This is a genomic window from Streptomyces sp. NPDC048288 (assembly GCF_043201555.1).
Classification (GTDB): Bacteria; Actinomycetota; Actinomycetes; order Streptomycetales; family Streptomycetaceae; genus Streptomyces.
This window is the reverse complement of record NZ_JBICZD010000002.1, coordinates 300812-325050: the sequence shown is the minus strand read 5'-3', so window position 1 is coordinate 325050 and position 24239 is coordinate 300812. Positions and strand designations below refer to the sequence as shown.

General features: G+C 69.4%; 21 protein-coding genes. 14 read left to right on the top strand and 7 right to left on the bottom strand.

Translation table 11 applies throughout. From position 1 onward, the window contains the following. Nucleotides 1-104: 104 nt before the first annotated feature. The gene (locus ACGFZS_RS07825) at nt 105-626 is read right to left on the bottom strand and encodes an ATP-binding protein (protein WP_393794349.1); all 522 of its coding nucleotides are present in this window, start codon (nt 624-626) and stop codon (nt 105-107) included. A gap of 179 nt (nt 627-805) precedes the next feature. Here ACGFZS_RS07825 and ACGFZS_RS07820 point away from each other — a divergent pair, with 179 nt between their 5' ends. From ACGFZS_RS07820 to ACGFZS_RS07800, 5 genes are all read left to right on the top strand, one after another. Continuing rightward, the gene (locus tag ACGFZS_RS07820; RefSeq protein WP_393794348.1) at nt 806-1720 is read left to right on the top strand and encodes a Scr1 family TA system antitoxin-like transcriptional regulator; all 915 of its coding nucleotides are present in this window, start codon (nt 806-808) and stop codon (nt 1718-1720) included. Continuing rightward, nucleotides 1677-1814, top strand: a complete 138-nt coding sequence (locus ACGFZS_RS07815) for a DUF397 domain-containing protein (protein ID WP_393794347.1) — start codon at nt 1677-1679, stop codon at nt 1812-1814. Before ACGFZS_RS07820 ends, ACGFZS_RS07815 begins: the two co-directional genes overlap by 44 nt. A 282-nt stretch (nt 1815-2096) precedes the next feature. Next, nucleotides 2097-2996 carry a hypothetical protein gene (locus ACGFZS_RS07810; RefSeq protein WP_393794346.1) on the top strand — a complete coding sequence of 300 codons (900 nt, stop codon included), beginning with the start codon at nt 2097-2099 and terminating at the stop codon, nt 2994-2996. Between the two features lie 85 nt (nt 2997-3081). After that, nucleotides 3082-3738, top strand: coding sequence for a DUF433 domain-containing protein (locus ACGFZS_RS07805; RefSeq protein ID WP_393794345.1), 657 nt, complete (start codon nt 3082-3084; stop codon nt 3736-3738). A gap of 31 nt (nt 3739-3769) precedes the next feature. Next, nucleotides 3770-4114, top strand: coding sequence for a toxin-antitoxin system, toxin component, PIN family protein (locus ACGFZS_RS07800; protein ID WP_393794344.1), 345 nt, complete (start codon nt 3770-3772; stop codon nt 4112-4114). Between the two features lie 42 nt (nt 4115-4156). Here the strand turns inward: ACGFZS_RS07800 and ACGFZS_RS07795 are convergent, their stop codons facing one another. The 4 genes from ACGFZS_RS07795 to ACGFZS_RS07780 are packed head-to-tail and all read right to left on the bottom strand — an operon-like array spanning nt 4157 to nt 12409. Then, nucleotides 4157-7423 (bottom strand): type I restriction endonuclease subunit R, encoded by a 3267-nt coding sequence (locus ACGFZS_RS07795; protein ID WP_393794343.1) that lies wholly within the window; start codon nt 7421-7423, stop codon nt 4157-4159. Continuing rightward, complete coding sequence (locus tag ACGFZS_RS07790) at nt 7420-8664, bottom strand: restriction endonuclease subunit S (RefSeq protein WP_393794342.1); 1245 nt, start codon at nt 8662-8664, stop codon at nt 7420-7422. The genes ACGFZS_RS07795 and ACGFZS_RS07790 overlap by 4 nt, the downstream gene beginning before the upstream one ends. Further along, a complete protein-coding gene (locus ACGFZS_RS07785) occupies nt 8657-10297 on the bottom strand; it encodes a type I restriction-modification system subunit M (RefSeq protein ID WP_393794341.1) in 1641 nt (546 codons plus the stop codon). Before ACGFZS_RS07785 ends, ACGFZS_RS07790 begins: the two co-directional genes overlap by 8 nt. A 33-nt stretch (nt 10298-10330) precedes the next feature. Beyond that, nucleotides 10331-12409 carry a hypothetical protein gene (locus ACGFZS_RS07780; protein ID WP_393794340.1) on the bottom strand — a complete coding sequence of 693 codons (2079 nt, stop codon included), beginning with the start codon at nt 12407-12409 and terminating at the stop codon, nt 10331-10333. A 457-nt stretch (nt 12410-12866) separates the two neighbouring features. On the opposite strand from ACGFZS_RS07780, the gene ACGFZS_RS07775 reads away from it, so the two are divergent. Continuing rightward, a complete protein-coding gene (locus ACGFZS_RS07775) occupies nt 12867-13610 on the top strand; it encodes a hypothetical protein (RefSeq protein WP_393794339.1) in 744 nt (247 codons plus the stop codon). Nucleotides 13611-14207: 597 nt separating this feature from the next. Here ACGFZS_RS07775 and ACGFZS_RS07770 read toward each other — a convergent pair. Both ACGFZS_RS07770 and ACGFZS_RS07765 read right to left on the bottom strand, forming a co-directional pair. Continuing rightward, complete coding sequence (locus tag ACGFZS_RS07770) at nt 14208-15395, bottom strand: pyridoxal phosphate-dependent aminotransferase (RefSeq protein WP_393794338.1); 1188 nt, start codon at nt 15393-15395, stop codon at nt 14208-14210. Nucleotides 15396-15424: 29 nt separating this feature from the next. Continuing rightward, nucleotides 15425-16018 carry a DinB family protein gene (locus tag ACGFZS_RS07765; RefSeq protein ID WP_393794337.1) on the bottom strand — a complete coding sequence of 198 codons (594 nt, stop codon included), beginning with the start codon at nt 16016-16018 and terminating at the stop codon, nt 15425-15427. 321 nt (nt 16019-16339) lie between these two features. Between ACGFZS_RS07765 and ACGFZS_RS07760 the strand changes: the two genes are divergently transcribed. From ACGFZS_RS07760 to ACGFZS_RS07725, 8 genes are all read left to right on the top strand, one after another. Then, nucleotides 16340-16621, top strand: coding sequence for a hypothetical protein (locus ACGFZS_RS07760; protein WP_359206356.1), 282 nt, complete (start codon nt 16340-16342; stop codon nt 16619-16621). A 360-nt stretch (nt 16622-16981) separates the two neighbouring features. Further along, nucleotides 16982-17509, top strand: a complete 528-nt coding sequence (locus ACGFZS_RS07755) for a DUF2617 family protein (protein WP_393794336.1) — start codon at nt 16982-16984, stop codon at nt 17507-17509. Nucleotides 17510-17596: 87 nt separating this feature from the next. Then, nucleotides 17597-19228: a polyamine aminopropyltransferase gene (locus ACGFZS_RS07750; protein ID WP_393794335.1), complete on the top strand. Its 1632-nt coding sequence runs from the start codon at nt 17597-17599 to the stop codon at nt 19226-19228. A gap of 41 nt (nt 19229-19269) precedes the next feature. Next, nucleotides 19270-20007, top strand: coding sequence for an SRPBCC domain-containing protein (locus tag ACGFZS_RS07745; protein WP_393794334.1), 738 nt, complete (start codon nt 19270-19272; stop codon nt 20005-20007). Nucleotides 20008-20124: 117 nt separating this feature from the next. After that, nucleotides 20125-20913, top strand: coding sequence for an aldose 1-epimerase (locus tag ACGFZS_RS07740; RefSeq protein ID WP_393794333.1), 789 nt, complete (start codon nt 20125-20127; stop codon nt 20911-20913). 10 nt (nt 20914-20923) lie between these two features. Next, a complete protein-coding gene (gene pyrE, locus ACGFZS_RS07735; protein ID WP_355712773.1) occupies nt 20924-21472 on the top strand; it encodes an orotate phosphoribosyltransferase in 549 nt (182 codons plus the stop codon). A 163-nt stretch (nt 21473-21635) separates the two neighbouring features. Next, nucleotides 21636-22658 carry a class II fructose-bisphosphate aldolase gene (gene fbaA / locus ACGFZS_RS07730; RefSeq protein ID WP_393794332.1) on the top strand — a complete coding sequence of 341 codons (1023 nt, stop codon included), beginning with the start codon at nt 21636-21638 and terminating at the stop codon, nt 22656-22658. Between the two features lie 67 nt (nt 22659-22725). Next, the gene (locus ACGFZS_RS07725; RefSeq protein WP_393794331.1) at nt 22726-24195 is read left to right on the top strand and encodes an MFS transporter; all 1470 of its coding nucleotides are present in this window, start codon (nt 22726-22728) and stop codon (nt 24193-24195) included. Nucleotides 24196-24239: the final 44 nt, after the last annotated feature.

Below are 24239 nucleotides of genomic sequence, written 5' to 3'. Positions count from 1 at the left end.
GCCTCCGGCTTTGTGCGAGCCCGGTGTGACGGAACAGACGTTAGAGGCGGCGAAGCTGTGCAATCTCTGTTCTCAGCGATAACCTGGGTTATCGCAACTCGCAACTAATCGTGGGTAGTTGGTGAGGTGATGAGAATTTCCGCCCATACCGTTTTGCCCAGCGGGTGACGTGGTGCCGAGCCCCAGCGCACGGCCAGGGCGTCCACCAAGAGCAGCCCTCTACCCGACTCGCCCTCAGGAGCCGACGAAGGCGGGGTTGCGGGAGGCTGCTTCGCGGATGCCGCGTCCGCGACCTCGACGCGGACCAGGCCCGCCGCCGTATCGAGAGCGAGTCGGAGGCCGAAGTCACGTCCGGGCACACGGCCGTGCCGCACGGCGTTTGCTGCGAGTTCGGCCACGACGAGGGCGACCGCGCTCGACGCGTCCGACGCCGACGGATATCCCCACTCCTCCATGTGCCGTACGGCGAGCCGCCGGGCCAGTCGCGCACCTCGCGGAGATGCGGTGAACTGTACGACGAGAGGCGGCGGTTCGCTCTGTACGTCGGTTAGTGCACCTGCCTCGGCCGCCGGAGGCGTGGCACTGCGCCCCGGTTCGCCCGTCGGGACGGTCGTTTCTGTCAGCACGGCGGGTTCCGTCCTTGTCTGTCGAGCAGGGAGATGTCGCACGATGTACGCGATCCATCACTTTCCGTCCTCCAGGGTCGTCCGACCGCCCTACGCTCAACAGGTGACGCAGCCTTACTTTTCAGCCCGTAAGGAACGGAAGTGACGCTTTGGCCAACGGAATTGACCCCAGTGCGTCGATGGCAGCCCTGTTCGGTGCGCGGGTCCGCAGACTCCGTTTGGCGGCCGGACTGACCCAGGCCGAACTGGGCGACAGGACGCACGTGGTCAGCACCCGGATCACGCAGATCGAGCGGGCGTCCGGGGCGAAACCGACACTGGAGCTGGCGCGGGCGCTGGACGTGGCGCTCGGTGCGGACGACCTGTTGGTGGAGCTGTGGCCATACGTGTACCGGGAGACGTTTCCGGACTGGTCGCGGAAGTTCATGGAGTACTCGGAGCGGGCGATGGCCATCCGGCAGTACGCGGCGCATGTGGTGCCGGGTCTGTTGCAGACCGAGGCGTACGCGCGGGCGGTGCTGAGCGTCGGTCGGACGCTGGGCAGCAAGGAACAGTTGGAGGAGCGGGTCGCCGCTCGCATGGGGCGCCAGGGTCGGCTCGGCGCGGCCGATCGACCAGAGCTGTGGGTCGTCCTCGACGAGGCGGTGCTCAGGCGCCCGGTCGGCGGTCCGGAGGTCATGCGTGAGCAGTTGGAGCGGCTGCTCGATGGCGTGGCAGAGCGTCATGTCACCGTGCAGGTACTGCCGTTCAACCAGGGCGAGCACGACGTCATGGGCGGCTCGCTCACGGTTCTGACGATGCCCGACGACTCGGAAGCCGCCTACACGGAGGGCGCGCACTTCGGCCAACTCGTCGAGGATCCGCACGAGGTCAGGAGTTTCGCGCTGACCTACGATCGGCTACGGGCGGCAGCCCTGCCCCCGCTCATGTCCCTCGACATGATCCGATCCGTGATGGAGGACAGCCACCGTGGAGCGAAGGTCCCGTCCCGATCCGAACGGCGTCGCCTGGCGCAGGAGCAGCTACAGCAATCAGGAGGGGGGCGACTGCGTGGAGGTGGCCGACAGGTTCCCCGGCGTGGTCCCCGTCCGTGACAGCAAGGTCCCGCAGGGTCCGGTGCTGTGCTTCGAAGCCGCCTCCTGGGCCGTGTTCATAGGCGAGTTGAAGGCCGGGCACCGCCGGTCCTGAGGTGGCCGGGCCTTGGTCGCCGTCCGACTTCCGGGCTCACCGGACCCTCGTCCGCGAGGGCCCGGCAGGCCGCTGACCTCCCCAAAGAACCGGGGAAAAGAACTACCCGCCCACCCGCCCTCCCCGGCCGCACGGCCCGCGTCACTCGTCCGAGTGACCAGCTTGCAGGCGCGGGATACGGACGGTTACGTTCGCCGCAACAACCGCAAAAAGACTTCGGCCCCCGGCCGGGACTGGCATCCCGATCGAGGGCCTGACCGATCAGGAAGTAGTCCCTTCCCGATGGCTGACCCGCAGTCTAACGCGCCCCTGCGCGCCGACGCCGGAGCTCCGACCTCTGGCGTGATCCATGTCCGTACCCGGCTCACAGCCGACTTCACCGTGATCTCCAACGCTCTCGCGCAACGGCGCGGCAGCGCGGTCACGGTCGGCGTCGCGGCGTACATCCTCTCCCTGCCCGACAGCTCCCCCGTGAGTATCGCTGCCCTGTGCGAGCACTTCACCGAGGGCGAGATCCTGATCTCGCGGGCTCTCAAAGAGCTGGAAGAGGCCGGATATCTGGAGCGCCGCCGCGAGCGGACGCCCACCGGACAGATCCGTACCCGGACATACTTCTACGACGTCCCCGGCGGCGATGCGGACCTGGATCCAGATCCGGATGGGCCTTCCAAGCCGCCGAAGCCGCGTAGGTCCCGAACGCAGGTCGCCGCCGCTGCGGTCACACCCGCGTCCGCACCTGCGGAGGAAGCGGCGACCGTGCCCGTACCGGCCGACGCGGAGGCTTTGAGCCCGCTCCTCGACGCCGCCCCCCGAGCCGTCGCCGTACTCACCGCCCTGCGTCGGGTCGACCCCCGTCTCATCCTGTCCGCGCAGGAAGCTGCCCGCCTCGCCCCGGCCGTCACCGAGTGGCTCGCGGCAGGTCTCCTGCCCACGCAGATCACGGACCACCTCACCGCACGGCTCCCGGACCACTTCCTGACCCGCCCAGCCGGCATCCTCGCCTACCGGCTCAAGGAGACTCCCCTGCCGCTGCCCGTACCGGCTCGAAGCGCAGAAGCCCCCGTACGTCCGGCGGTCGTGCCCCTGCGGAACTGCGATGGCTGCGACCGGGGCTTCCGTTCGGCGGAACCCGGCCGTTGCGGGGACTGCCGAGCCAGGGACCAACTCCGTGCGGCCGGCTGAGTCGATGACCGGGTGTGCGGTCCATCCACAGGTGGGAGGCTTGATGTGGCACGATGCGAAATCCGGCGCCAAGAGGAGGTGGGGCATGGTCGACAGGTTCACGGACGGACTTCTGACGCCCGCAGAGACCGCCTCCTACCTTGAGATTCCGCAGTCGACCCTCACCTCGTGGCTGAAGGGCAAGGCCGCTGGAGCGCCACTGGTCCACCAGGTCGAGCCGATGCGGAGGGGGCAGCCCTCGGTACCGTTCATCGCGGTGGCCGAGGCGCACGTTCTTCGTTCTCTGCGTTCCCTGGGGCTCCGCATGAGCGAGATCAGGGAAGCGGCCGCCGCCGTACGGGACGCCTTCGACACCCCCTATGGCCTCGTGTCGAAGCGGATCGCCACGGACGGCGTGGACATCTTCATCGAGCACGGTTGGGGGGATCTACGCAGGGCCCGCGACGGCCAGGTCCCCATCCAGGAAGTGGTCTCCGACTATCTCCGCTACCTCACCTGGGAGCCGGGCGACGACTTCCCCTCCAGCCTCCGGCTGAGGCAGTATCCGGACTCCGTCCCGGTCGTGATCGATCCTAGGTTCGGCCACGGTCTCCCCGTGGTGGCCGCCAACCGCGTCACAGTCCAGGCCATCACCGACCTGTGGGAGGCCGGCGAGACCGTCGAGGACATCGCATACGACTACGACATGACGCCTGAGCAGGTGGACGCGCTGTGCCAGGCCGTGGTGCACCTTGCCGCCTGAGTTCTTCCTCGACCGGAATCTCGGACGTCGTGTGGCGGAGGGGCTGAGGGAGTGCGGGTGGACGGTTCACCGCATCGGGGATGCCTTCCCGGACGACGGGCAGGACATCCCGGACGAGGAGTGGATCACGTACGGCCTGGACCGCTCCTGGGTGCCGCTCTCGAAGGACGGGCGGATCAAGACCCGGGACCTGGAGATCCAACCTGTGCTGGAGCGCGAGGCCGTGCTGTTCTACCTGGACAACCAGCAGCTTCGCAGTGCGGAGATGGTCGAGCGGCTCGTCGTGTGCCATGACGCGATCCACCGGGCCGTCGAGAAGGGCGGTCCGGCGGCGTACGCCGTGCGGCACGACCGTATTGAGCGCACGTGGCCCTGATCGGCGGGCGGTCCTGGGGACGACCGCCCGTACAGGTTGTTGCTACTTCGCGGCAGGTGCCCAGAGCGCAGCCACGATCTCCATCTGCTTGAGGACCAGGTCGACCGCCTCACGCTCCTCGTCCGGCGGGTAGTCGAACATCGCCAGCACGCGGCGGATGCGGGTGCGGAGCTTGGCGCGGACGGGCTCGCGGGAGAGCCAGTCGACGGAGAGGTTCTTCTGGATGTCCTTCACCAACGCTCGGGCGATCTTGGCGAGCGTGTCCTGGCCGCCCTCCATCAGCTCGGCCATGTCGCGGTGTGCGACCGCGTCGTAGAAGGCCAGCTCGGCGTGGGTCAGCGGCGGGTCGAACTGCTCGCCGCGGCGGGCCTCCGCCGACACCTCCCGTGCCAGAGCGGCGAGTTCGGCGATCACCTGGGCGCTGGTGAGCTGCTGAAGCATGTACCGCCGCATCAGGTCGTTCAGACGCTCGGTGAAGCTCTCGTTGCGGACGACGTTGTGCTTGGTGACCTCGCGCATCTTCTGCTGGATCATGCGGCGCAGGGCTTCGGTGACGAGATGCGGGGTCTCGGAGTTCTCCAGCTTGCGCAGCTGCGCCTCGTTGAGGCGGGTGATGTCCAGCCGGCCGATCCCGGCCTCCGCGTACAGGTCGGTGATCTCGTCGGCGTCGACGACCGAAGCGGCGAGGGCTTGGAGATAGCGCTGGACCTCGGCGCTGAGCGGCTCCCCGCTCGCCTCGCGCTGGGCGGCGTCGAGCTTGATCATCCAGGCGCGGACCTCGCTGAAGAAGGAGATGTCACGACGCCAGTCGTCCAGGTCCTCGCAGCGCTCGGCGATCTCCTTGCTCATCGCGCAGACACGGTAGAAACGGTCCAGCCGGGCCGCGCTGTCCTTGAAGCGGACGGAGAGCGGCTTGGCGGGGGGCTCGACCTTGTTCCCCGGGTTCTTCGGGTCGCGCAGGAAGTCGGCCGTCAAGCGCAGCGCGCGCTTGCGGGTGTCGGGGCGGCCGGTGTCGGCCAGCCACTCCTTCCAATGGCTGCCGACCAGCAGCCCCTTGATGGTGGCGATCTCGTTCTTGACCTCGGTGACGGCCCGCTCGATGTCCGCGCCGAGGGTCTGGTCCTTTCGGTCCTGGTCCGAGTACTCGCGCAGGGCCTTGGTGAGGTTGTCGGTGAGGGGTGCGTAGCCGACGAGCAGACCGTCCTGCTTGCCGCGGAAACGGCGGTTGACGCGGGCGAGCGCCTGCATCAGGTTGGCGCCCTGCATCGGGCGGTCCATGTACAGGGTGTGGATGGGCGGGGCGTCGTAGCCGGTGAGCAGCATCGAGTGGACGATGAGCAGTTCCAGCTCGTCGTCGGGGTCCTTGGCGCGCTTCTGGACGACCTTCTGCTGGGACTTGCGCAGCGAGTGCTTGCGCAGGTGCTCGAGGTCGGAGCGGTCGCCGTGGAAGACGATCTTCATGACGCCCTTGTCGACCTCGTCACTGACCCAGCCGGGCCGCCGCTCGGCCAACGCGTCGAAGACCCGTACGCAGATCTCGCGGGTCGCGCACACGATCATCGCCTTGCCGGGGCCGCCGATGTCGGGCTTGACCAGCTCGCGGCGTTGCTCCCAGTGGGCGATCAGGTCGTCGGCGAGTTTCGCTATGCGGTCGTCGGCGCCGTAGACGGTGTTCATCGTCGTGGCGTACTGGATGGCACGGCGGCGCTCGGCGTCGTCCATGCCCTCGGTGAGGGTGTTGGCCTCCTCGTCGATCTTGTTCGGGTCGACGTCCGTGGGTAGGTCGACCTCGATGACGCGCGGCTCGTGGAACACGCGGACCGTTGCCCCGTCGTCGACGGCGCGCTTCAGGTCGTAGATGTCGATGTACTCGCCGAAGACGGCACGGGTGTCGGCCTCGGCCTTCGAGATTGGCGTGCCGGTGAAGGCGAGCAGGGTGGCGTACGGCAGGGCGTCGCGCAGGTGGCGGGCGTAGCCGTCGAGGCTGTCGTAGTGCGAGCGGTGCGCCTCGTCGACGATCACCAGGATGTTGCGGCGCTCGGAGAGGAGGGGGTGGGACTTGCCGGCGTCCTTCTCCTCCTTGCTCAGGCCGAACTTCTGGAGGGTGGTGAAGATGATCCCGCCGACGTTGCGCCGCTTCAGCTCGACGCGGAGGTCTTCACGCGTGTTGATCTGGTGGGCTTTCGTCTCCAGCAGGGTCTCGCTGTCGAGGAAGGTGTCGTACAGCTGGTCGTCGAGGTCGTTGCGGTCGGTGATGACGACGATGGTGGGGTTGTTGAGCGCCGGGTGGCGGAGGACGAGCGCGGCCGTCTCCACCATCTCTTCCGACTTGCCCGCGCCCTGCGTGTGCCAGACGACGCCGGCCTGGCCGTTCGTCTGCGACGCCTCGACGACGGCCTCAACCGCCTTGTTCACCGCGAAGTACTGGTGCGGCTTCGCGATGCGCTTACCGGTGAGCGGCTCGCCGGGCTTGGGCGGCGGGAAGTTGACGAAGTTGCGGGTGAGGGAGAGAAACCGGTCCTGCGTGAACAGGCCGTGGAGGGTCAGGTTCAGCGCGTCGAGGCCGTCATAGCCGGGCTCGTTGGTGTCGACGCGCTCGCCCTCGTGGTCGACGTTCCACGGCGCGAAGTGCTCGTACGGCGTGAATACTGTGCCGTACTTGGCGGTTATGCCGTCCGAAACTAGGCAGAGGACGTTGTAGCGGAACGCGATCGGGAACTCCGAGACGTACGTCTGGAGTTGGGCGTGCGCGTTCCTGAGGGTGGCGTTCTCGTCGGAGGCGCTTTTGAGCTCGACGACGGCGAGGGGGAGGCCGTTGACGTAGAGGACGATGTCGAAGCGGCGGCGGCTGCCGTCGGTGTCCCTGACCGTGACCTGGTTGACAGCGAGGTAGCTGTTCGCGCCGGGGTCCGTGAAGTCGACGAGGCGGACGGTGGGGGTCTGCTCGGCGCCGAACTCATCGGTGTAGGTGAGGCGAATGCCGGTGGTCAGGTATTCGTGCGCCTGCTTGTTCTCCGGGTACGCCTCGCGAGAGGTGGGGTCGGTGGCGATACGGAGGGCTTCGTGGACGGCGGTGGAGGTCAGCTCCGGGTTCAGTTTCTCGATGGCGAGCTGCAGCTCGTCGTGAAGGATCAGGTCGTCCCAGTCACGGCGGTGACCGGTGCCGGGGGCCAGGTCTTTGCCGGGCTTGGTTTCCCAGGCGAGTTGGGCGAGTTCGTCCAGGGCTAGGTGCTCCCAGGTGGACTCGGTCATTTTGGCGTCTAGGTGGGCGGGGGTGTGCGGCGGTTCGCTGCCGGTCTCGGTGGTCATACGGCGGCCTCCACGATCTTCTCGGCTTCGCGGACTCGGAGCTTGCCGGACATCAGTTGGGGGAGGAGGGTGTCGCGGAGGGTGGCTAGGGTGCGCGATTCGGCCGTTGCCTGAGCAGCCCTGGCATGCAATGGTGAAACAGCCTGCGCGAACTCGGTAATACTGCGGTCACCTGCCAGCCGGATTGGCATCGCCTTGAAATTCTTACGACTCAACTCTAGGAAGGTAGACCCATTCGCCAGTCCGATCATTTCGTCCACGCGAGAACGCATTTCGTGAAGCAGCCACCATTTCAGCTCTTCCGTTTGTGGCAGGACGACGATAAACCCCTGGTTCACCGCAGCGGGCATCTGCGGTAGAGCGAAGGCCCCAATGGTTGCCCGAGAGGTCATGAAGATGGACTGTGCCGGATAGAGTTGCGACGCACAGTTGTCCAACCCCTGGTCCGTGATGGTCCTGCCAGTTTCGAACAGATACGGCGCAGACAGCGCGGTCACGTCCGTCGGAGTGGTCCAAGCGATCTCCCCGCCCCAGTAACCCTCCATCTTTGTACTGGGCGTCCCTCCGCCGACAACAGTTGCTGTTGAACCAAACGTCTCGGGCCCGAGATCCAACTCCCGGACGGAACAAGCGTACCGAGCGTCCGCGAGATCGAGGGCCGTAGCTGCAATGCGCTCGTTAACCGCGATCTTGCTGTCCAGCGCAGCAGCGACATCGGTGATAGCTCGACGATCCCGCTCCGACGGCAGAACGATAGGAACCTTCCGCAAGTCCCTAAGGTTGAGCGTCGCCTGCACTGTGGTATTTAGGTGGCTGTGCATGTAATGCTGCGCAACATCACCAGCAAGGCAGATCTTGAGCCACGAAGGCGAAACTTCACCAGAGACCCGGAGAACGCCGATCGCGCGCGCGACATTCCAACCGGAAAGATCACCGCTCGCGACAGCGGTTTCACCGACTGATCCGACCAGTGAAACCAGCACCTCGCCTCCCTTGAGGCGTGTGCGCGAATATTTCTCTTCAATCTCCGAACTAACCCTCAACGGATTTTCTCGGATGATCCGACCGGCCTTCAGATCCTTGACTCGAACGATCGGAATTCCGGCCAGGTCGTGATTTCCGGGCTGGACAATTCCATAGGAGATCCCGTTGGGCTCAAGGAGATCCTCTAGCGCGGCATAAGACCAACCCCCAGGAAGTGCGGGCAGGTTCGCGACATCGAGCGCAGTTGACTCAGTCACTGATCCTCCCGAGTTGCTCACGCACTACCGCATCAAGCCGAGCTGACTCATCCAGCTGCTCGAAGAGCTCCTTGGTCAGCCGAGCGATCTGCTCCTCCACCGGCTCCGCGTCCGGGCCCTCCTCGGACTCCGCCGCCCCCACGTACCGCCCTGGAGTCAGCACATAGTCGTGCTTCTCGATCTCCTCCAGTGTCGCGCTGTAGCAGTAGCCCGGAACGTCCTCGTACAAAAGGCCCTTGTCCCTCGCCGACTTGGTGCCCCGCCACGCGTGATACGTGTCGGAGATCTTCTCCAAGTCCCCCTCCGTGAGGACCCGCTCCGTGCGGTCGACCATCGTGCCCATCGCGCGCGCGTCGATGAACAGCACTCGGCTTCGCCGATCCTCCAGCGCCTTCGTGCCCTGCGGGGACTTGTCCTTCGTCAGGAACCACAGGCACGCCGGGATAGCCGTCGTGCGGAACAGGTTGCCCGGCAGCGCGATCATGCAGGAGACCAGGTCTGCCTCGACCATCGCCGCGCGGATCTCGCCCTCGCCCGACTGCTTCGAGGACATCGAGCCGTTCGACAGGACCACACCCGCGCTGCCCCTGTCCCCCAGCTTGGACACGATGTGCTGGAGCCATGCGTAGTTGGCGTTCGACTGGGGCGGGGTGCCATACCGCCACCGCCTGTCGTCCGACTTCCTCGCCCAGTCCGACATGTTGAAGGGCGGGTTGGCCATCACGAAGTCGGCCTTCAGGTCAGGCAACTTGTCGTCCGCGAACGTGTCCGCCCAGCGGTCACCGACGCCCTTCGGGTCCATACCGTGGATGGCGAGGTTCATCTTGGCCAGACGCCAGGTGCGCTCGTTGGCCTCCTGGCCGTACACCGCGATGTCGTGCGTGTGGTCCTTGCCGCGCCGCTTGGCGACGAACTTGCCGCTCTGCACGAACATGCCGCCCGAGCCGCATGCCGGGTCGTACACCCGCCCCTCGTACGGCTCCAGCACCTCGACGATCAGGCGGACCACGCTTGCCGGAGTGTAGAACTCGCCGGCTCGCTTGCCCTCGGCCCGCGCGAACTTCTCCAGGAAGTACTCGTAGGTCTCGCCCAGCACGTCCTGCGCCGGACGGTCGCCATGCCCCGTGAAGCGCGCGTCGCTGATGAGGTCCACGAGTTCCTTCAGGCGCTTCTGGTCGACGTTGTCGCGGTTGAAGATCTTCGGGAGGACGCCGGTGAGGGTCTTGTTGGCCTTCATCACCTCGTCCATGGCCTCGTCGAGGAGCTTGCCGACGCCGCCCTCCGCGCTGGCCGCGTTCTCGGAGATGCGGTCCCAGCGGGCGGTCGCGGGCACCCAGAAGACGTTCTTCTCCGTGTACTCGTCCTTCTCCTCAAGGAAGGCCGCCCGGCGGTGCTCGGGGATCTGGGCCAGCTCGGGGTCGGCGGCCAGTTCCTCGCGGCGTTCGGTGAAGGCGTCGGAGACGTACTTCAGGAAGACCAGGCCGAGCACGAACTCCTTGTACTGGGCGGCGTCCATGGAGCCGCGGAGCTTGTCCGCGGCCTTCCACAGGATGTCCTGGATCTCCTTGGTGCTGGAGACACTGAGCAGTTCGCCCTGTCCGGCGGCTGCCGCGGCTCGCTTGCGGGGAGGCATCGTTCCTTCTTCCAGACGGTGTCGATGGATGGGTTAGGTGCGGTCGGTCGTTCGGGGTTCGCCGGGGGCCAGGGTGCCGTCGGCCAGGCCCGCGACGGTCAGGCGGCGGGCCTCGGCGAGGGCGTCGGACTGGGCGCGCAGCAGCCGTTCCCGGCGTTCGGTCTCGGCCAGCAGGGCGTCGAAGCGCAGTACCTCGTCCGGATCGAGGTCGGGGAGCTGGTAGTCCCCGATACGGCGGGCAGGGCGTACGGCGCTCGGGCTGCGGGCGGTGCCGCGGGCCGCGCCGAGCAAAGCCGCCAGGACCCGGGGGGTGAGCGGGCGGGCAGCTCCGGCATTGACCCGGAGGACGCGGGCCGGGAACGCGACGACCGAGAAGCCGTCGTGGTCGACGTACACGCCGAGGCGGGGTGCGAGGGTGTAGACGACGTCACCGGGCTCGGTGAGCGTCACCCGTTCGTACGCCGTTGCCAGCAGTAGGCGGTCGATGCGGCGGTCGCCCACGGGCCGGTCTCCGGTGATCTCCTCGGAGCCCAGGACGGTGTGGTGGCCGTCCCGCGTGAGGTGCTTGTCGTCGATACGGTGGCCGGGGAGCCGGGTCACCCTGCGGCCGGCGATCAGCTTGCCGAGGGTGGTGCGCCCGGGCAGGCGGCCGACCCTGCGCAGTACGGCCCCTCGGTAAGGGCCTCGCTGGTCCTCGTACGCGCGGGTGTCCGCCGTCGCGCGCTCCAAGCGGGCCTCGGCCTCGGCGATCAGGGCGGGGCGTTCGGTGACCTTGTCGGACCAGATCGCGGAGGCGGGCGGTGCAGGCGGGGTCAGCGGACCGCCGAAGGCCCGGTCCAGGTCGGCGACGGGGACCACACGGCCGTAGCGCGGGTCATGGCCGTCGAGCGTTCGGAGGCCTTCCGCTCGCCAGAGGAGGACGTCCTCGGCGAGCCGCATACGCACGCCCGGCGTGAGCTGTTCCGAGCTGATGTCGGCCAGTAAGACCTTGCCCTCCGCCGCGGGGACGGGACCGCGCGTGAGTGTCCACAGCGCGGGACGGTAACCGGGGCGGAAGGGCAGGACACCGCCGGGAAGCGCGATGACCGACTCGACGATGTTCTCGCGCAGGAGGGCCGAGCGGAGCTGGGCGGCCTCGGTGCTCTTCAGTTCGTCGACGAGCGCGTCGGCCGGTCCGAGGACGAGAGCCGTGCAGCCGGGACGGAGGAGGTAGGCGACGCGTTCCAGCTCTGTCAGGGCGGCGAGTACCGAGCGGTCCTCGCCGGGGCGGTACGGGAGCTGGGTGACGACGAGGTCCGGGTCCGCGAAGCGTTCCTCCAGGTCGGGTCCGGTCTGTACGTCGAGGTCGAGTTCGCCGATGCCTGCCAGGAGGAGGCGGCGGCGGGTGATGCGGGTGAGCCGGTCGTCGGGGTCGGCGGCGAGGACGGTGACGCGGTCGCGGTTCTCCGTGTTGTCGAGGAGCGCGGCGAGCAGGTCGCCGGCGCGGGCGTGTGGGTCGGCGAGGGTGAGGGACTCGCCTTGCTCAAGGCGGACGCGGAGGTCGGTGAGCTGGGTGAGCAGACTCCGCAGCTCCGGGGCGACCGCGTCAGCGGCGAGGGAGTCCAGTCCGAGCCGGGAGCGGGCAGCGAGCAGCCACTCGTACGCACCGCGCTCGTCGTAGGCGGACTCGATCAGGTCCTCGGCGAGGCGGGCGAGCGGGGCCGCTGTGGCGTCGATGGAGCGCAGCTCGCGGAGTACGAAATCGTCCTCGACGTCGATCCGTTCGGCCCGGCGCAGCAGCGCGGACCAGAGGGCCTCGTCCGCTTCGGTGTCGGGCAGGGAGGCGTGCGCGTCGTCGTCGGCCAGTGTCCGGCCGTCGAGCTGGCGCAGGCACAGCAGGCTGCCGAGCGTCTCGACCAGCTGCCACGGCGTGAACCGGTCCCGTAGCGCGACGATGCCGAAGAGGGCGAGCTCGGATCGGAGCTCCGACGGGGTGGCGTTACCCAGGCCGGACGCGATCAGCCAGTCGGTCACCTGTGTGCCGTCGAACAGCGGTCGTCCCGAGTTCTCGGACAAGGCGGCGGGGAAGTCCGGGTGGCGTCGGCGCCAGGTGGACACGACAGGGCGCTTCACCCGGGCGAAAGTCGCGATATCGGACATCGATACCAGGTGGGGTGCCGGGATGCGTAGTCTCGTGTCCGGCGGATCAGCAGCCACTGTGTATCCCTCCCTCGCCGGTCTCGTAACAGCTGCTCCGGCCATTCAGCGGGCTCGGTCGTACGTGTCGGTCTGCCGCTGCGGCCTTCGTCCATCGCCACGAACGATACGGCGACTCCGGCGAGCATGCGCGAAACCGATTGATAATCCTGGTTATCAGCCCAATCGTTTCTGTGGAGGGCTGGTCTCGTCACAATGGCCGTAGACGTGATCCAGGGGCGGACGTTCCGTGGCTGGATGGCAGCGGATCACGCGGCCTTCGTCAACTAGCGTGCTTTTAGCGGAAGTTGGCGACCATCGAGACAGGGGATGCACAATGGGTGATCTGGCCAGGGCGGTGGCCGAGCTTGAGTCACGGGTCGAGGATGCTCGCATGCTGCGACAGATCGTGGAGCGTCTCGACACGGAGATCGCGACGCGTATGGATGAGATCGAGACGATCGGCGGCGCCGTTCTCGACCTTCATGGCGATCTCGACAACCAGATCGCCGAGTACGACTACGCGGCGGTCGAGCAGTCCGTCGCATCCCTCCGGGGAATGGTGGACATGGAGACGGTCCTCCCGGCGATCGACACGGTACTGCTGCTCACCGCACTGCGTGATGACGAACCCATGCCCGATCTGACACTGCCGCTGTCGGCGTTCGAAGACGGCGACAGCGGCGAGCATCCTCGCCTCACGCAGGAGGACCTGGACCGCGGCTTCAAAGCGGACCTGGCACGGGCGGACCAGCGCTGGGAAGAGATCTGGGGCGACGAAGCCTGGGCGGACTCCGACGAACGGGACTCCCGGCGGGCCGAGCACCGAGCCGAAGCCGAGCGGGAAGCGATCAAGGACCGTGCCCGCCGGGCGGCGGCTCATATCGAGGAGCTCGTCGACCACATCGGTGATGAGCTGTGGCCCGAACTTGTGGAGGCCGTACAAGCCGGCGACCGGGGGCGGGCGGTCCGGGCGCTGGCGGCTGCCAGCGCGGCGGCCCAGGAAACCGAGCCTGCCTACAAGCTCTACGAAGTCAACCTTTCGGCGCAGTACGAGTCGGCGCCGATGTCACTCGGAGCCATGGGCGAGTACGTGAGCGACTTCGAGACATGGCTGACGTCGCCCAAGACCGAGTGACCCGCGAACGCGGACGGCCTTCGGTCCACCTGGCAGTCGGGCAGACACGCCGCGACGCCGGCCACCGGTTACATCGCGGCACGCAGCCACAAGTACGGAACGGGCAAGCTCCCCCGTACCTCTGTACGACGGCCGCACCTTCGCCCCTCGACTTCGAACTCCCGCGCCCCGAGCTTGAGGTGGACGACCGCTGACCAAGGACTCCCGGTGAGGTCGTCCCCGCCCAGGCCCTGCATGATCTTCAGCAGGACGTCAACCGAGCGGCCGAGAGGCAAGGACCGAGGCGACCTGAGCGGGGATGAGCGCCAGTTTTTCCCACGCGATTGTTTTAGGGAGCCGTGAAATGACTGTGCACCGCCAGGATCGACCCGGCGGGGCACAGCCGTGTACCCGAGGCCAGTCGTCCTCGGCGATGCGTGAAGCCGGCGGTTCACACCTTGCCGTCACGGGAGCGGGTGACCGCGTCCACATCTTCGACGGTGTCGGTGTCGTCTTCCAGGCCGAGTACGTACGTGACGGAGAAGTCGGCCGTCTCCACGGTCACGAGCGGAGTCGGTCCAGGATGCTCTTGGCCTTGTCCGGTTTCTCCTGTCGCGGCTACGACAGTTGCCGCAGCCGCTCCGCCGCCTCCTTCAGCACCTCCGCGCGCTTGCAGAACGCGAAGCGCACGAACGGCGCCCCCGCCTCCCGGTGGTCGTAGAAGACCGCGTTCGGGATGGCGACGACCCCCGCGCGCTCGGGCAGCGAACGGCAGAAGGCGAAGCCGTCGGTCTCGCCGAGCGGGCGGATGTCGGTGGTGATGAAGTACGTGCCTGCGGTGTCGTAGACCGTGAAACCCGCCTCCTTCAGACCCGCCGCGAGGATGTCGCGCTTGGTCTGCATGTCCTGCCGGAACGCCTCGAAGTACGACTCCGGGAGGGCGAGGGCCTCGGCGACCGCGTACTGGAAGGGGCCCGAGGAGACGTACGTCAGGAACTGCTTCGCCGAGCGCACCGCCGTGACCAGCTCCGGCGTCGAGGTCACCCAGCCGACCTTCCAGCCGGTGAAGGAGAAGGTCTTGCCGGCCGAGCCGATGGTGACCGTGCGCCCGCGCATCCCGGGGAGGGTGGCCAGCGGGACGTGCTCGGCCGTGTCGTAGACCAGGTGCTCGTACACCTCGTCCGTCACCACCAGCAGGTCCCGCTCCACCGCCAGCTCCGCGATCGCGGTCAGCTCGGCGCGGGTGAGGACGGTGCCGGTCGGGTTGTGCGGGGTGTTGACCAGCAGGAGCCGGGTGCGCGGGGTGACGGCGGCCCGCAGCTCGTCCAGGTCGAGGCGGAACGCGCCGCTGTCCGGGCGCAGGGTGACCGGGACCCGGGTGCCGCCGGCCATCGCGATGCAGGCCGCGTAGGAGTCGTAGTACGGCTCCAGCGCGACGACCTCGTCACCGGGCTCCACCAGCGCCAGCAGGGCCGCCGCGATCGCCTCCGTGGCGCCCGCCGTGACCAGCACCTCCGCGTCCGGGTCGGACGACAGCCCGTACCGGCGCTCCTGGTGCGCGGCGATCGCCGTCCGCAGCTCGGGGACGCCCGGGCCCGGCGGGTACTGGTTGCCGCGCCCCTCGCGCAGCGCCCGCACCGCCGCCTCCCTGATCTCCTCGGGGCCGTCGGTGTCCGGGAAGCCCTGCCCGAGGTTGATGGACCCGGTACTGAGGGCGAGCGCGGACATCTCCGCGAAGATCGTGGTCCCGAACTCGGCGAGCCGGCGATTGAGAAGAGGGCGTTCGCTGGAGGTCATGCCGGCCATCCTGCGCCCAAGCTCCGGGGTTCCTCAACTCAGGTCCGGCGGGTGGGACCTGCGCCGATGCCCTGTGGTTCCCTTACGGCTCCGTCCTGCCAGTGGTAGAGGTCGCGCAGCAGGGAGATCTCGGCGCCGTGATGGATCAGTTCCCTGTTGACGTGCAGGATCCTGTTCTCCATGGGGAACCGCTCGGGACCCGTCGCGGGCGGATTCTCCAAGTCGGCGTCCGAGAGCGCCCGGACCCCCGCGTTCCATCTGCCGTACATCTCGTCGAGCTGTCTCAGCGCCTCGTCAGCGGTCCCCGCGTAGGCGAATGCCCCGGCGTCGACGTCCCGGCCGCCGAAGTACCACTCGACCCGATGGCCCAGGCACGCGACGATGATGTGCCCCAGCCGCCAGGCGATCGTGGTCACCGGCGCCGGCACCGGGCCGGGGGAAGCGGAGTCGATCGTCCATTCCCCCGAACCTTCCGGCATCGGTGCGGCCGACGTGCCACGCGGGCGGATGCTCCAGCAGCCGCGCACCGGCTCCCAGAAGTACTCCTCATCGGTGAGACCGTCCAGCCGCGGCCGCAGGCTCTTGTGCCAGTGCCAGTCCAACTGCTCCGCGAGCCGCTCGCTTCTCGTCATTTCCGCACACTACATTTCCGCACACTACAGACGACGGAGACCCGGCCGCGCTCCGCCCACTGCGCCGCGAGCCTTCAATTCGTGCCCCACAAAGGGGAGTTGGCGCAGGCGCCCGGTGCGGCCCGGGACCGGACCGCCCTGGTGCGCAGATCTGTTGATCAGCGCAGGTCAAGGGCGCTTTTCGGGTGTGGACCCTCAGAAGTTCCTCAACTCTGCTTTGGCTGCCGGGACGGCCGGGCATCCCCCGTGCACGCCGCGTTCTCGCGGCGGCCGGGGCGCCCACGGGGGGTCGCTCCGCGCGAACCGAAAGAAGGTGACGCCATGGGCATCGTCTTCATCGTGGTGGTGGCCGCGATCGTCTGTTTCGTGATCATAGGGACCGCGGTCCGCAGGGGCGGACGGGTCGGGGGCCGGGGCGGATCCTCCGGCTACGACAGCTCCGGCAGCTGGTGGGCCGGGGACTCGGGATCCTCGTCCTCGCACGGCGGCCACGGCGGCGGGCACGGCGGCGGCCACGGGGGGCACTCCTGCGGTGGCGGGCACTCGTCGTGCGGCGGCGGCTCGTCGTGCGGCGGGGGCGGCTGCGGCGGCGGGGGCAACTGACCCCGGGGGACCAGGGGGAAGGGAGACCGGGGAGACCAGGGGGAGCGGGGAACGGGGCGTCCGGCGGGAGAGCGGGGGAGCTCTCCGCGGACGCCCCGGCGCACGCTGGGTGGAGGACGGCGCACGACTTGGTTGAACAGTTGAGCTGTGGAGCCCTCTGAGGGATGGAAACCCCACGAAGTTGGGTAAAAACGCTGTGGCGGCGTCACAGTTCATGATTCCCTCTAAATCACCAAAGCAGCGCCTCGGACGTCCTGACGACACCCCTCCCCGGCTGGGCCGGCCGGGCCGATCTCCCGGTGTCGACCGAGGCGCGCCGGACCACCCTCCTCCCCTTTTGCGTGTTAGCGGAGCCGACCCATGCTCACGACCCTGAACACCTCCTACACCGATACGCGCGCGGCCGATCTCGCCTGGGCCCTGGGGCGCGAGCCGTTGCCCGCCCTGGCCACCCTCGACCTGGAACTGACGGGGGCGAAGCTGCAGTTGAGACTGCTCGGCGCGTCCCACCAGGTGCTCCTGGAGGAGGAGCGGGGCGGCTGTTCGGAGACGGTGGCGTGCATCCCGGGGTCCAGCACCCCCCTGCCGCTCGGGGTCGCCAAGCGCGTCGGCGACTGGGAGTACGAGTTCGCGGCCCGCGTCGAGGTGCTGTCGCCGGGCTCCTTCGCGGGCCGCGCCCAGGAGTTGCTGGCCCTGGTCTCCGAGCACCCGCACGGTCTCGCCGGTGTCTTCCCGGGCAGCCCGCACGCGTTCACCGCGATGCTCGCCCAGCGGTACGAGGGCCAGGTGCACTGGCGGACCTGGCACGCGTACCCGCAGGACGGCCAGTTGGTGGCCACCCGGACCCGGGTCGGAGTACGGGTTCCGGTGGCCCGGGCCGTCGGTTGATGACATAAACCAACAGGGCGTCAAGGCACTTCAGATCCACACGTGTGGGTGACGAAGCGTGCCGTGCGAGTGACGTAACGTCGCAGAGTGATCGATCCGCACGCACCCGCCCCTCCCGGCACACCGCCGCCGTGGGGCGCCCCCGCGCCGCTGCCCGTGCGGCCGGGGACGGGCCGGTTCCTGGTCCTGGCGTGCGTCTTCGTCTGCGCGGCCTGCGGGTTGGTGTACGAGCTCGAACTCGTCGCCCTCGCCTCGTACTTGATCGGCGACTCGGTCACCCAGGCCTCCGTCGTCCTGTCCGTGATGGTCTTCGCGATGGGGGTCGGCTCGCTCGGCGCGAAGCGGCTGCGCTGGCACGCGGCGGCCGGATTCGGCGCGGTGGAGGCCGCGTTGGCGCTGGTCGGCGGCTGCAGCGCGATGGCGCTGTACGCGGTCTTCGCCTGGACCGGTGACTGGGGTGGCCTGTGGTCGGCCGGCCCGCGCTGCCTGCTGGTCGCCTTCTCCCTCGCCATCGGCCTGCTCATCGGCGCCGAGGTGCCGCTGCTGATGGAGCTCATCCAGCGCATCCGCCGCCAGGACGCGGGCGGCGCGGTGGCCGACCTGTTCGCGGCGGACTACGTCGGCGCGCTCGTCGGCGGCCTGGCCTTCCCCTTCCTGTTACTGCCGTTCCTGGGCCAGCTGACCGGCACCCTGCTCACTGGCACCGTCAACGTGGTGGCCGGCGGCGCCCTGGTCCTCGGCCTGTTCCGCCGCGACCTGTCCCGGCGGGCCCGCTGGACCCTCCTCGCGGTCAACCTGACCGTCCTCGGCCTGCTCGCCTCCGCCGCCGTCCTCGTCGACGACTTCGAACGGGCCGCACGGCACGCCGTCTACGGCGCCGACGTCCGGGTCGCCCTTCAGACGGACGTCCAGGAGGTCGTCCTCACCGGCGGCACCCACGGCCGCCCCCTCGACCTCTTCCTCGACGGCCGGCTGCGGGTCGGCGGCCGCGACGAACGCCGCTACCACGAAGCCCTCGTCCACCCCGCGATGAGCGGCCCGCACACGCGCGTGCTCATCCTCGGCGGCGGCGACGGCATGGCCGCGCGCGAGGTGCTCCGCGAGCCCGGCGTCGACCAGGTCGACGTCGTGGAACTCGACGGCGGCCTGGTCCGGCTGGCCCGCCACGACCCCGCCCTCTCCGCGCTCAACGGCCACGCCTACGACGACCCGCACGTCCACGAGTACACCGCCGACGCCTTCCGCTGGCTGCGCGGGGCACCCTGCTCCGGCTACGACGTCGTCATCGCCGACCTGCCCGATCCCGGCATCACGGCCAGCACCAAGCTGTACTCCCAGGAGTTCTACGGCCTGGCCCGCCGCGCCCTCGCCCCCGGCGGCCGCCTCGTCGTGCACGCCGGCCCGGTCCAGAACCGCCCCCGCGCGTTCTGGACGGTCGCGGCGACGATGCGGGCCGCCGGCCTGGCCGTCACCCCCTACCGGGTCCTCGGCCACGACCCCGGCTTCGCCGCGGGCCCCGACCGCTCGGCGGGCGAGTCCCGGGCCCCGCACGACTGGGGCTTCCTGCTGGCGACGGCCGGCCGCACCGCACCCCCGCCGGCGCTCCCGCCCGACGCCCCGCGCCTGCGCACGCTGACCCGGCGCGGGCTGGCCCGAGACACGCTGGAACCACCCACGACATGGCCACCGCCGTCCACGTTGGTGCATCCGCGTTACTGACGAGGGTGTGCCGGACCGACTCGTGGGTAGGCTCACTCGGCATGGAGCACCAGGTGTACGTCCCGGCCCCGGCCTCGCGGCTCAGAGCGGCGCTGGCCGACCCCGCGCGGGTCGCCCGGGCGGTCCCCGGCCTCCAGCAGGACCCGTCCGCCGAACCCGGCACCGGCCGCCTCAAGGTCCGGATCGGCAGCCACTCGATCACCTACCGGGGCTCCCTGCGCGTCACCGCCCGCGCCGACGGCTCCTACGCGGTCGACGGCGACGCGGGCGAGGCCCGCGGCACCGGCACGGTGAAACTGGCGCTCACCCTCCGCCTCGCCGCCACCGACGAGGGCGGCAGCACGGTCACGGTCACCGGCACGGCCTCCGCCGACGGCCGGCTCGCCGAGCTGCCGGCCGACGCGGTGGAGTCGGCCGCCACCCGGCTGCTGAACCGCTTCGTCGAAGCGCTCGCGGAGGAGACACCCGGCTCCGGCTCCGCCTCCGACGAACCGCCCCCGTCGGTCTTCGAGACCGAGGTCCCGCCCCCGTCCCTGGCCCCCGACCCCGTCGAGGAACCCCTCCCCGAGATCTTCGCCGAAGCCGCCCACGCCCGCCGCACCATGATCGGCCGCAGCGCCGAGGAAGTCGACCACGCCCCGCCCCGCGGCCGCTACGCCCCCGTCCCGGCCCCCCAGACGGTCGCCGCGAACTCCGCCCTGCGCTGGGCGGCCCCGGCAGCGGCCCTTGCGCTGGCCTCGGCGATCGTGGTGACGAGGGCGCTGCGCAGGCGCCGGTAAGTGAGGCGCCCCGTAGGGGCGCGGGGCTGTATCGATGTGCGGCTCCGCCGCGTGGGCGCGACCAGCCCCCACCCACCCGCACCCGAGGTACCCACCGCTCCCCAGTACTGTCATCCCGTGAGTAACGAAGACATCACGCTGACAGCAGGCGACGCCACCCTCCACCTGCACCCCGGCAACGGCGGCCGGATCGCCGGACTGGAGGTCGGGTCCCTCGAACTCCTCCGCCAGGGCGACCGCTTCGGCTGCTTCCCGATGGTGCCGTGGTGCGGCCGCATCCGGGACGGCCGCTTCCTCGACGGCGCCAACCTCGTCCAGATGCCCCTCAACTCCCCGCCGCACGCCATCCACGGCACCGCCCGCGACGGCGCCTGGCGCACCGCGCGCGTCTCGGAGAGCGAGGCGGTGATCACGCGCGAGCTCGGCGCCCCCTGGCCGCACCCCGCCCGCGTCACCCACGTCGTGCAACTCGCCGAGGACTCCCTGACGCTGACGATGAGCGTGGAGACGTACGACGACTCCTTCCCGGCCCAGATCGGCTGGCACCCGTGGTTCAACCGCAACCTCGGCGGCCAGGACGTCCAGGTCGCCTTCGACCCCGCCTGGCAGGAGGAGCGCGGCGACGACCACCTGCCCACCGGCAACCGCATCGACCCCAAGCCCGGCCCCTGGGACGACTGCTTCGGCATGCCCGACGGCGTCGACGTCACCCTCACCTGGCCCGGGCAGCTGGAGCTGAAGGTGACCAGCCGCGAGCAGTGGGTCGTGGTCTACGACGAGCAGGCGGAGGCCGTCTGCGTGGAGCCGCAGACCGGACCGCCCAACGGGCTCAACACGCTGCCCCGGCTCGTCACGCCCATCGAGCCCCTGGAAGCCACGACCACCTGGACGTGGACGCGCCTCTAAGCTGGTCGGCATGACGGACGTACGCGCTGAGCTGCTGCAACAGATCAAGGACAAGGCCGTGGTGCACGGCAGGGTGACCCTGTCGTCGGGCCTGGAGGCGGACTACTACGTCGACCTCCGCCGCGTCACCCTCGACGGCGAGGCCGCCCCGCTGGTCGGCCAGGTGCTGCTGGACCTCACGGAGGGCCTGGAGTTCGACGCCGTCGGCGGGCTGACGATGGGCGCCGACCCGGTCGCCGGCGCCATGCTGCACGCCGCCGCCGCCCGCGGAAAGCGCCTCGACGCCTTCGTCGTACGCAAGGCGGCGAAGGCGCACGGCATGCAGCGCCAGGTCGAGGGCCCGGAGATCAAGGGCCGGCGGGTCCTCGTCGTCGAGGACACCTCCACCACCGGCGGCTCCCCGCTCACCGCCGTGGAGGCCGTGCGCGCGGCCGGCGCCGAGGTCGTCGCCGTCGCCACCATCGTGGACCGGGCGACGGGCGCCGCCGAGAAGATCCAGGAGGGCGCCGGTGTGCCGTACCTCTTCGCCTTCTCGAAGGATGAACTGGGTCTGGACTGACACGTGGGTTGACGAGTGGGATTGACCCGGATTTGACCGGCGCGTGGAGCATCGGTTCATGTCTGGAAGGATGGGGACGACGATGACGTCGCCCCCACACAGGTCTAGGTCAGGGCCGTAGAGAAGCAGCAGTACCCGACCCGCACACCCAAGGAGCGGACAGATGCCCATCGCAACCCCCGAGGTCTACAACGAGATGCTCGACCGGGCGAAGGCAGGCAAGTTCGCCTACCCGGCCATCAACGTGACCTCGACCCAGACCCTGCACGCTGCGCTGCGCGGCTTCGCGGAGGCGGAGAGCGACGGCATCGTCCAGATCTCCACGGGTGGTGCCGAGTTCCTGGGCGGCCAGTACAAGAAGGAGATGGTGACCGGCTCGGTCGCGCTCGCCGAGTTCGCGCACATCGTCGCCGAGAAGTACCCGGTGAACGTCGCGCTGCACACGGACCACTGCCCGAAGGACAAGCTCGACGGGTACGTACGTCCGCTGCTCGCGATCTCCGAGGAGCGCGTGAAGAACGGCCGCAACCCGCTCTTCCAGTCGCACATGTGGGACGGCTCGGCCGAGACCCTCGCCGACAACCTGGCCATCGCGCAGGAGCTCCTTGAGCAGGCCCGCCGCGCCAACATCATCCTCGAGGTCGAGATCACCCCGACCGGCGGCGAGGAGGACGGCGTCTCCCACGAGATCAACGACTCCCTCTACACCACGGTCGACGACGCGATCCGCACCGCCGAGGCGCTCGGCCTGGGCGAGAAGGGCCGCTACCTGCTCGCCGCCTCCTTCGGCAACGTGCACGGCGTGTACAAGCCGGGCAACGTCGTGCTCCGCCCCGACCTGCTCAAGGAGCTGAGCGACGGCGTCGGCGCCAAGTTCGGCAAGCAGTCGCCGTTCGACTTCGTCTTCCACGGCGGCTCCGGCTCCACCGAGCAGGAGATCCTCACCGCGCTGGAGAACGGCGTCGTGAAGATGAACCTGGACACCGACACCCAGTACGCCTTCACCCGTCCGGTCGCCGACCACATGTTCAAGAACTACGACGGCGTCCTGAAGGTCGACGGCGAGGTCGGCTCCAAGAAGACCTACGACCCGCGCACCTGGGGCAAGCTGGCCGAGGCGAGCATGGCCGCGCGCGTCGTCGAGGCCACGCAGAACCTGCGCTCGGCGGGCAACAAGATCAAGTAAGCCGCATTACGGTCAGGACCCGGCGTTCGTCTGTCTACGGCGCCGGGTCCGCTGTATACCTGGAACCATGCCCGACGTCCGGCTGGCCTCCTCACAGGGCAAGTGGATCCTGATCACCACCGTCCTCGGCTCCAGCATGGCCATGCTGGACTCGACGGTCGTCAATGTCGCCCTGCCCCGCATCGGCGATGACCTGAACGCGAGCCTGTCCGCGCTCCAGTGGACGGTCAACGCGTACATGCTGACCCTGGCCGGCCTGATCCTGCTCGGCGGCTCGCTCGGCGACCAGTACGGCCGCCGGAAGATCTTCGTCATCGGGGTCGTCTGGTTCGCGGCCGCGTCCCTGCTGTGTGGCCTCGCCCCCACCGACGCCGTGCTGATCGGCGCCCGCGCCCTCCAGGGCATCGGCGGCGCCCTCCTCACCCCGGGCTCCCTCGCCCTCATCCAGGCCTCCTTCCACCCCGACGACCGGGCCCGCGCGGTCGGCCTCTGGTCCGGCTTCGGCGGCATCGGCGCGGCCGTCGGCCCGTTCCTGGGCGGCTGGCTGGTGGACGGCCCCGGCTGGCGCTGGGTCTTCCTCCTCAACGTCCCGCTGGCCCTGCTCTGCGTCCCGATCGCCCTCCGCCACGTCCCGGAGTCCTCTGGGGGCACCTCCCGCTCGGAGAGTGGGGGAGAGCGCAGCCACGGCCGCTTCGACGTCCTCGGCGCGGTCCTCGGCGCCCTCTCCCTCGGCCTGGTGACGTACGCCCTGATCGAGGCCGGCACCCTGGCGCTGCTCGCCGTGGCGGGCGTCGCGGCCGGCGTGGCCTTCGTGTACGTCGAGAAGCGCCGCCAGGACCCGATGCTCCCGCTGGACATCTTCGCGTCCCGCCAGTTCACGGCGCTCAACGTGGTCACCCTCTGCGTGTACGGGGCGTTCGGCGGCTACTTCTTCCTCACCGCGCTCCAACTCCAGGTCGTCGCGGGCTACTCGGCGCTGGCCGCCGGCACCGCCCTGCTCCCCACCACCGCCCTGATGCTGCTCTTCTCGGCCCGCTCGGGCGCCCTCGCCGACCGCATCGGCCCCCGGATCCCCCTCACCGTCGGCCCGCTGCTCTGCGCCACCGCGATGCTGCTGATGCTGCGGGTGGGCAAGGACGCGAACTACCTGACGGACGTCCTCCCGGCGGTCCTGGTCCAGGGCACCGGCATGGTCACCCTCGTCGCCCCCCTCACCGCCTCCGTCCTCGCCTCCGTGGACACCGCCCGGGCCGGCATCGCCAGCGGCATCAACAACGCGGCCGCCCGCGCGGCGAGCCTGATCGCGGTCGCGGCCCTGCCGCTCCTCGCCGGCATGGGCCCGGAGGCCTACCGCTCCGCCGACGCCTTCGACGCCGCGTTCGACCGCGCGATGCCGATCTGCGCCGGCGTACTGGTCGTCGGCGCCGCCCTGGCCTTCGCCCTGGTCCGCCGCCCCACCCCCGGCTGCGTCCGCCCGGAATGCCGCCACCACGGCAACGTCACGACACCTCCGCTGGAGGCGGACGGCCGCGCCTAGAGCCGTACCGGCGGCCGTACCCGAGGCCGCTCCGGTCCTGGGTC

Bases quoted from the DNA above. Each gene is read 5' to 3' on its own strand.
- ACGFZS_RS07820 (WP_393794348.1), top strand. From the start codon at position 806: ATGGCAGCCCTGTTCGGTGCGCGGGTCCGCAGACTCCGTTTGGCGGCC.
- ACGFZS_RS07745 (WP_393794334.1), top strand. From the start codon at position 19,270: ATGGAGCACCAGGTGTACGTCCCGGCCCCGGCCTCGCGGCTCAGAGCG.
- pyrE (WP_355712773.1), top strand. From the start codon at position 20,924: ATGACGGACGTACGCGCTGAGCTGCTGCAACAGATCAAGGACAAGGCC.
- ACGFZS_RS07785 (WP_393794341.1), bottom strand. From the start codon at position 10,297: ATGCCTCCCCGCAAGCGAGCCGCGGCAGCCGCCGGACAGGGCGAACTG.
- ACGFZS_RS07795 (WP_393794343.1), bottom strand. From the start codon at position 7,423: ATGACCACCGAGACCGGCAGCGAACCGCCGCACACCCCCGCCCACCTA.
- ACGFZS_RS07770 (WP_393794338.1), bottom strand. From the start codon at position 15,395: ATGGCCGGCATGACCTCCAGCGAACGCCCTCTTCTCAATCGCCGGCTC.
- ACGFZS_RS07810 (WP_393794346.1), top strand. From the start codon at position 2,097: ATGGCTGACCCGCAGTCTAACGCGCCCCTGCGCGCCGACGCCGGAGCT.
- ACGFZS_RS07725 (WP_393794331.1), top strand. From the start codon at position 22,726: ATGCCCGACGTCCGGCTGGCCTCCTCACAGGGCAAGTGGATCCTGATC.
- ACGFZS_RS07775 (WP_393794339.1), top strand. From the start codon at position 12,867: ATGCTGCGACAGATCGTGGAGCGTCTCGACACGGAGATCGCGACGCGT.
- fbaA (WP_393794332.1), top strand. From the start codon at position 21,636: ATGCCCATCGCAACCCCCGAGGTCTACAACGAGATGCTCGACCGGGCG.
- ACGFZS_RS07755 (WP_393794336.1), top strand. From the start codon at position 16,982: ATGCTCACGACCCTGAACACCTCCTACACCGATACGCGCGCGGCCGAT.
- ACGFZS_RS07765 (WP_393794337.1), bottom strand. From the start codon at position 16,018: ATGACGAGAAGCGAGCGGCTCGCGGAGCAGTTGGACTGGCACTGGCAC.
- ACGFZS_RS07760 (WP_359206356.1), top strand. From the start codon at position 16,340: ATGGGCATCGTCTTCATCGTGGTGGTGGCCGCGATCGTCTGTTTCGTG.
- ACGFZS_RS07805 (WP_393794345.1), top strand. From the start codon at position 3,082: ATGGTCGACAGGTTCACGGACGGACTTCTGACGCCCGCAGAGACCGCC.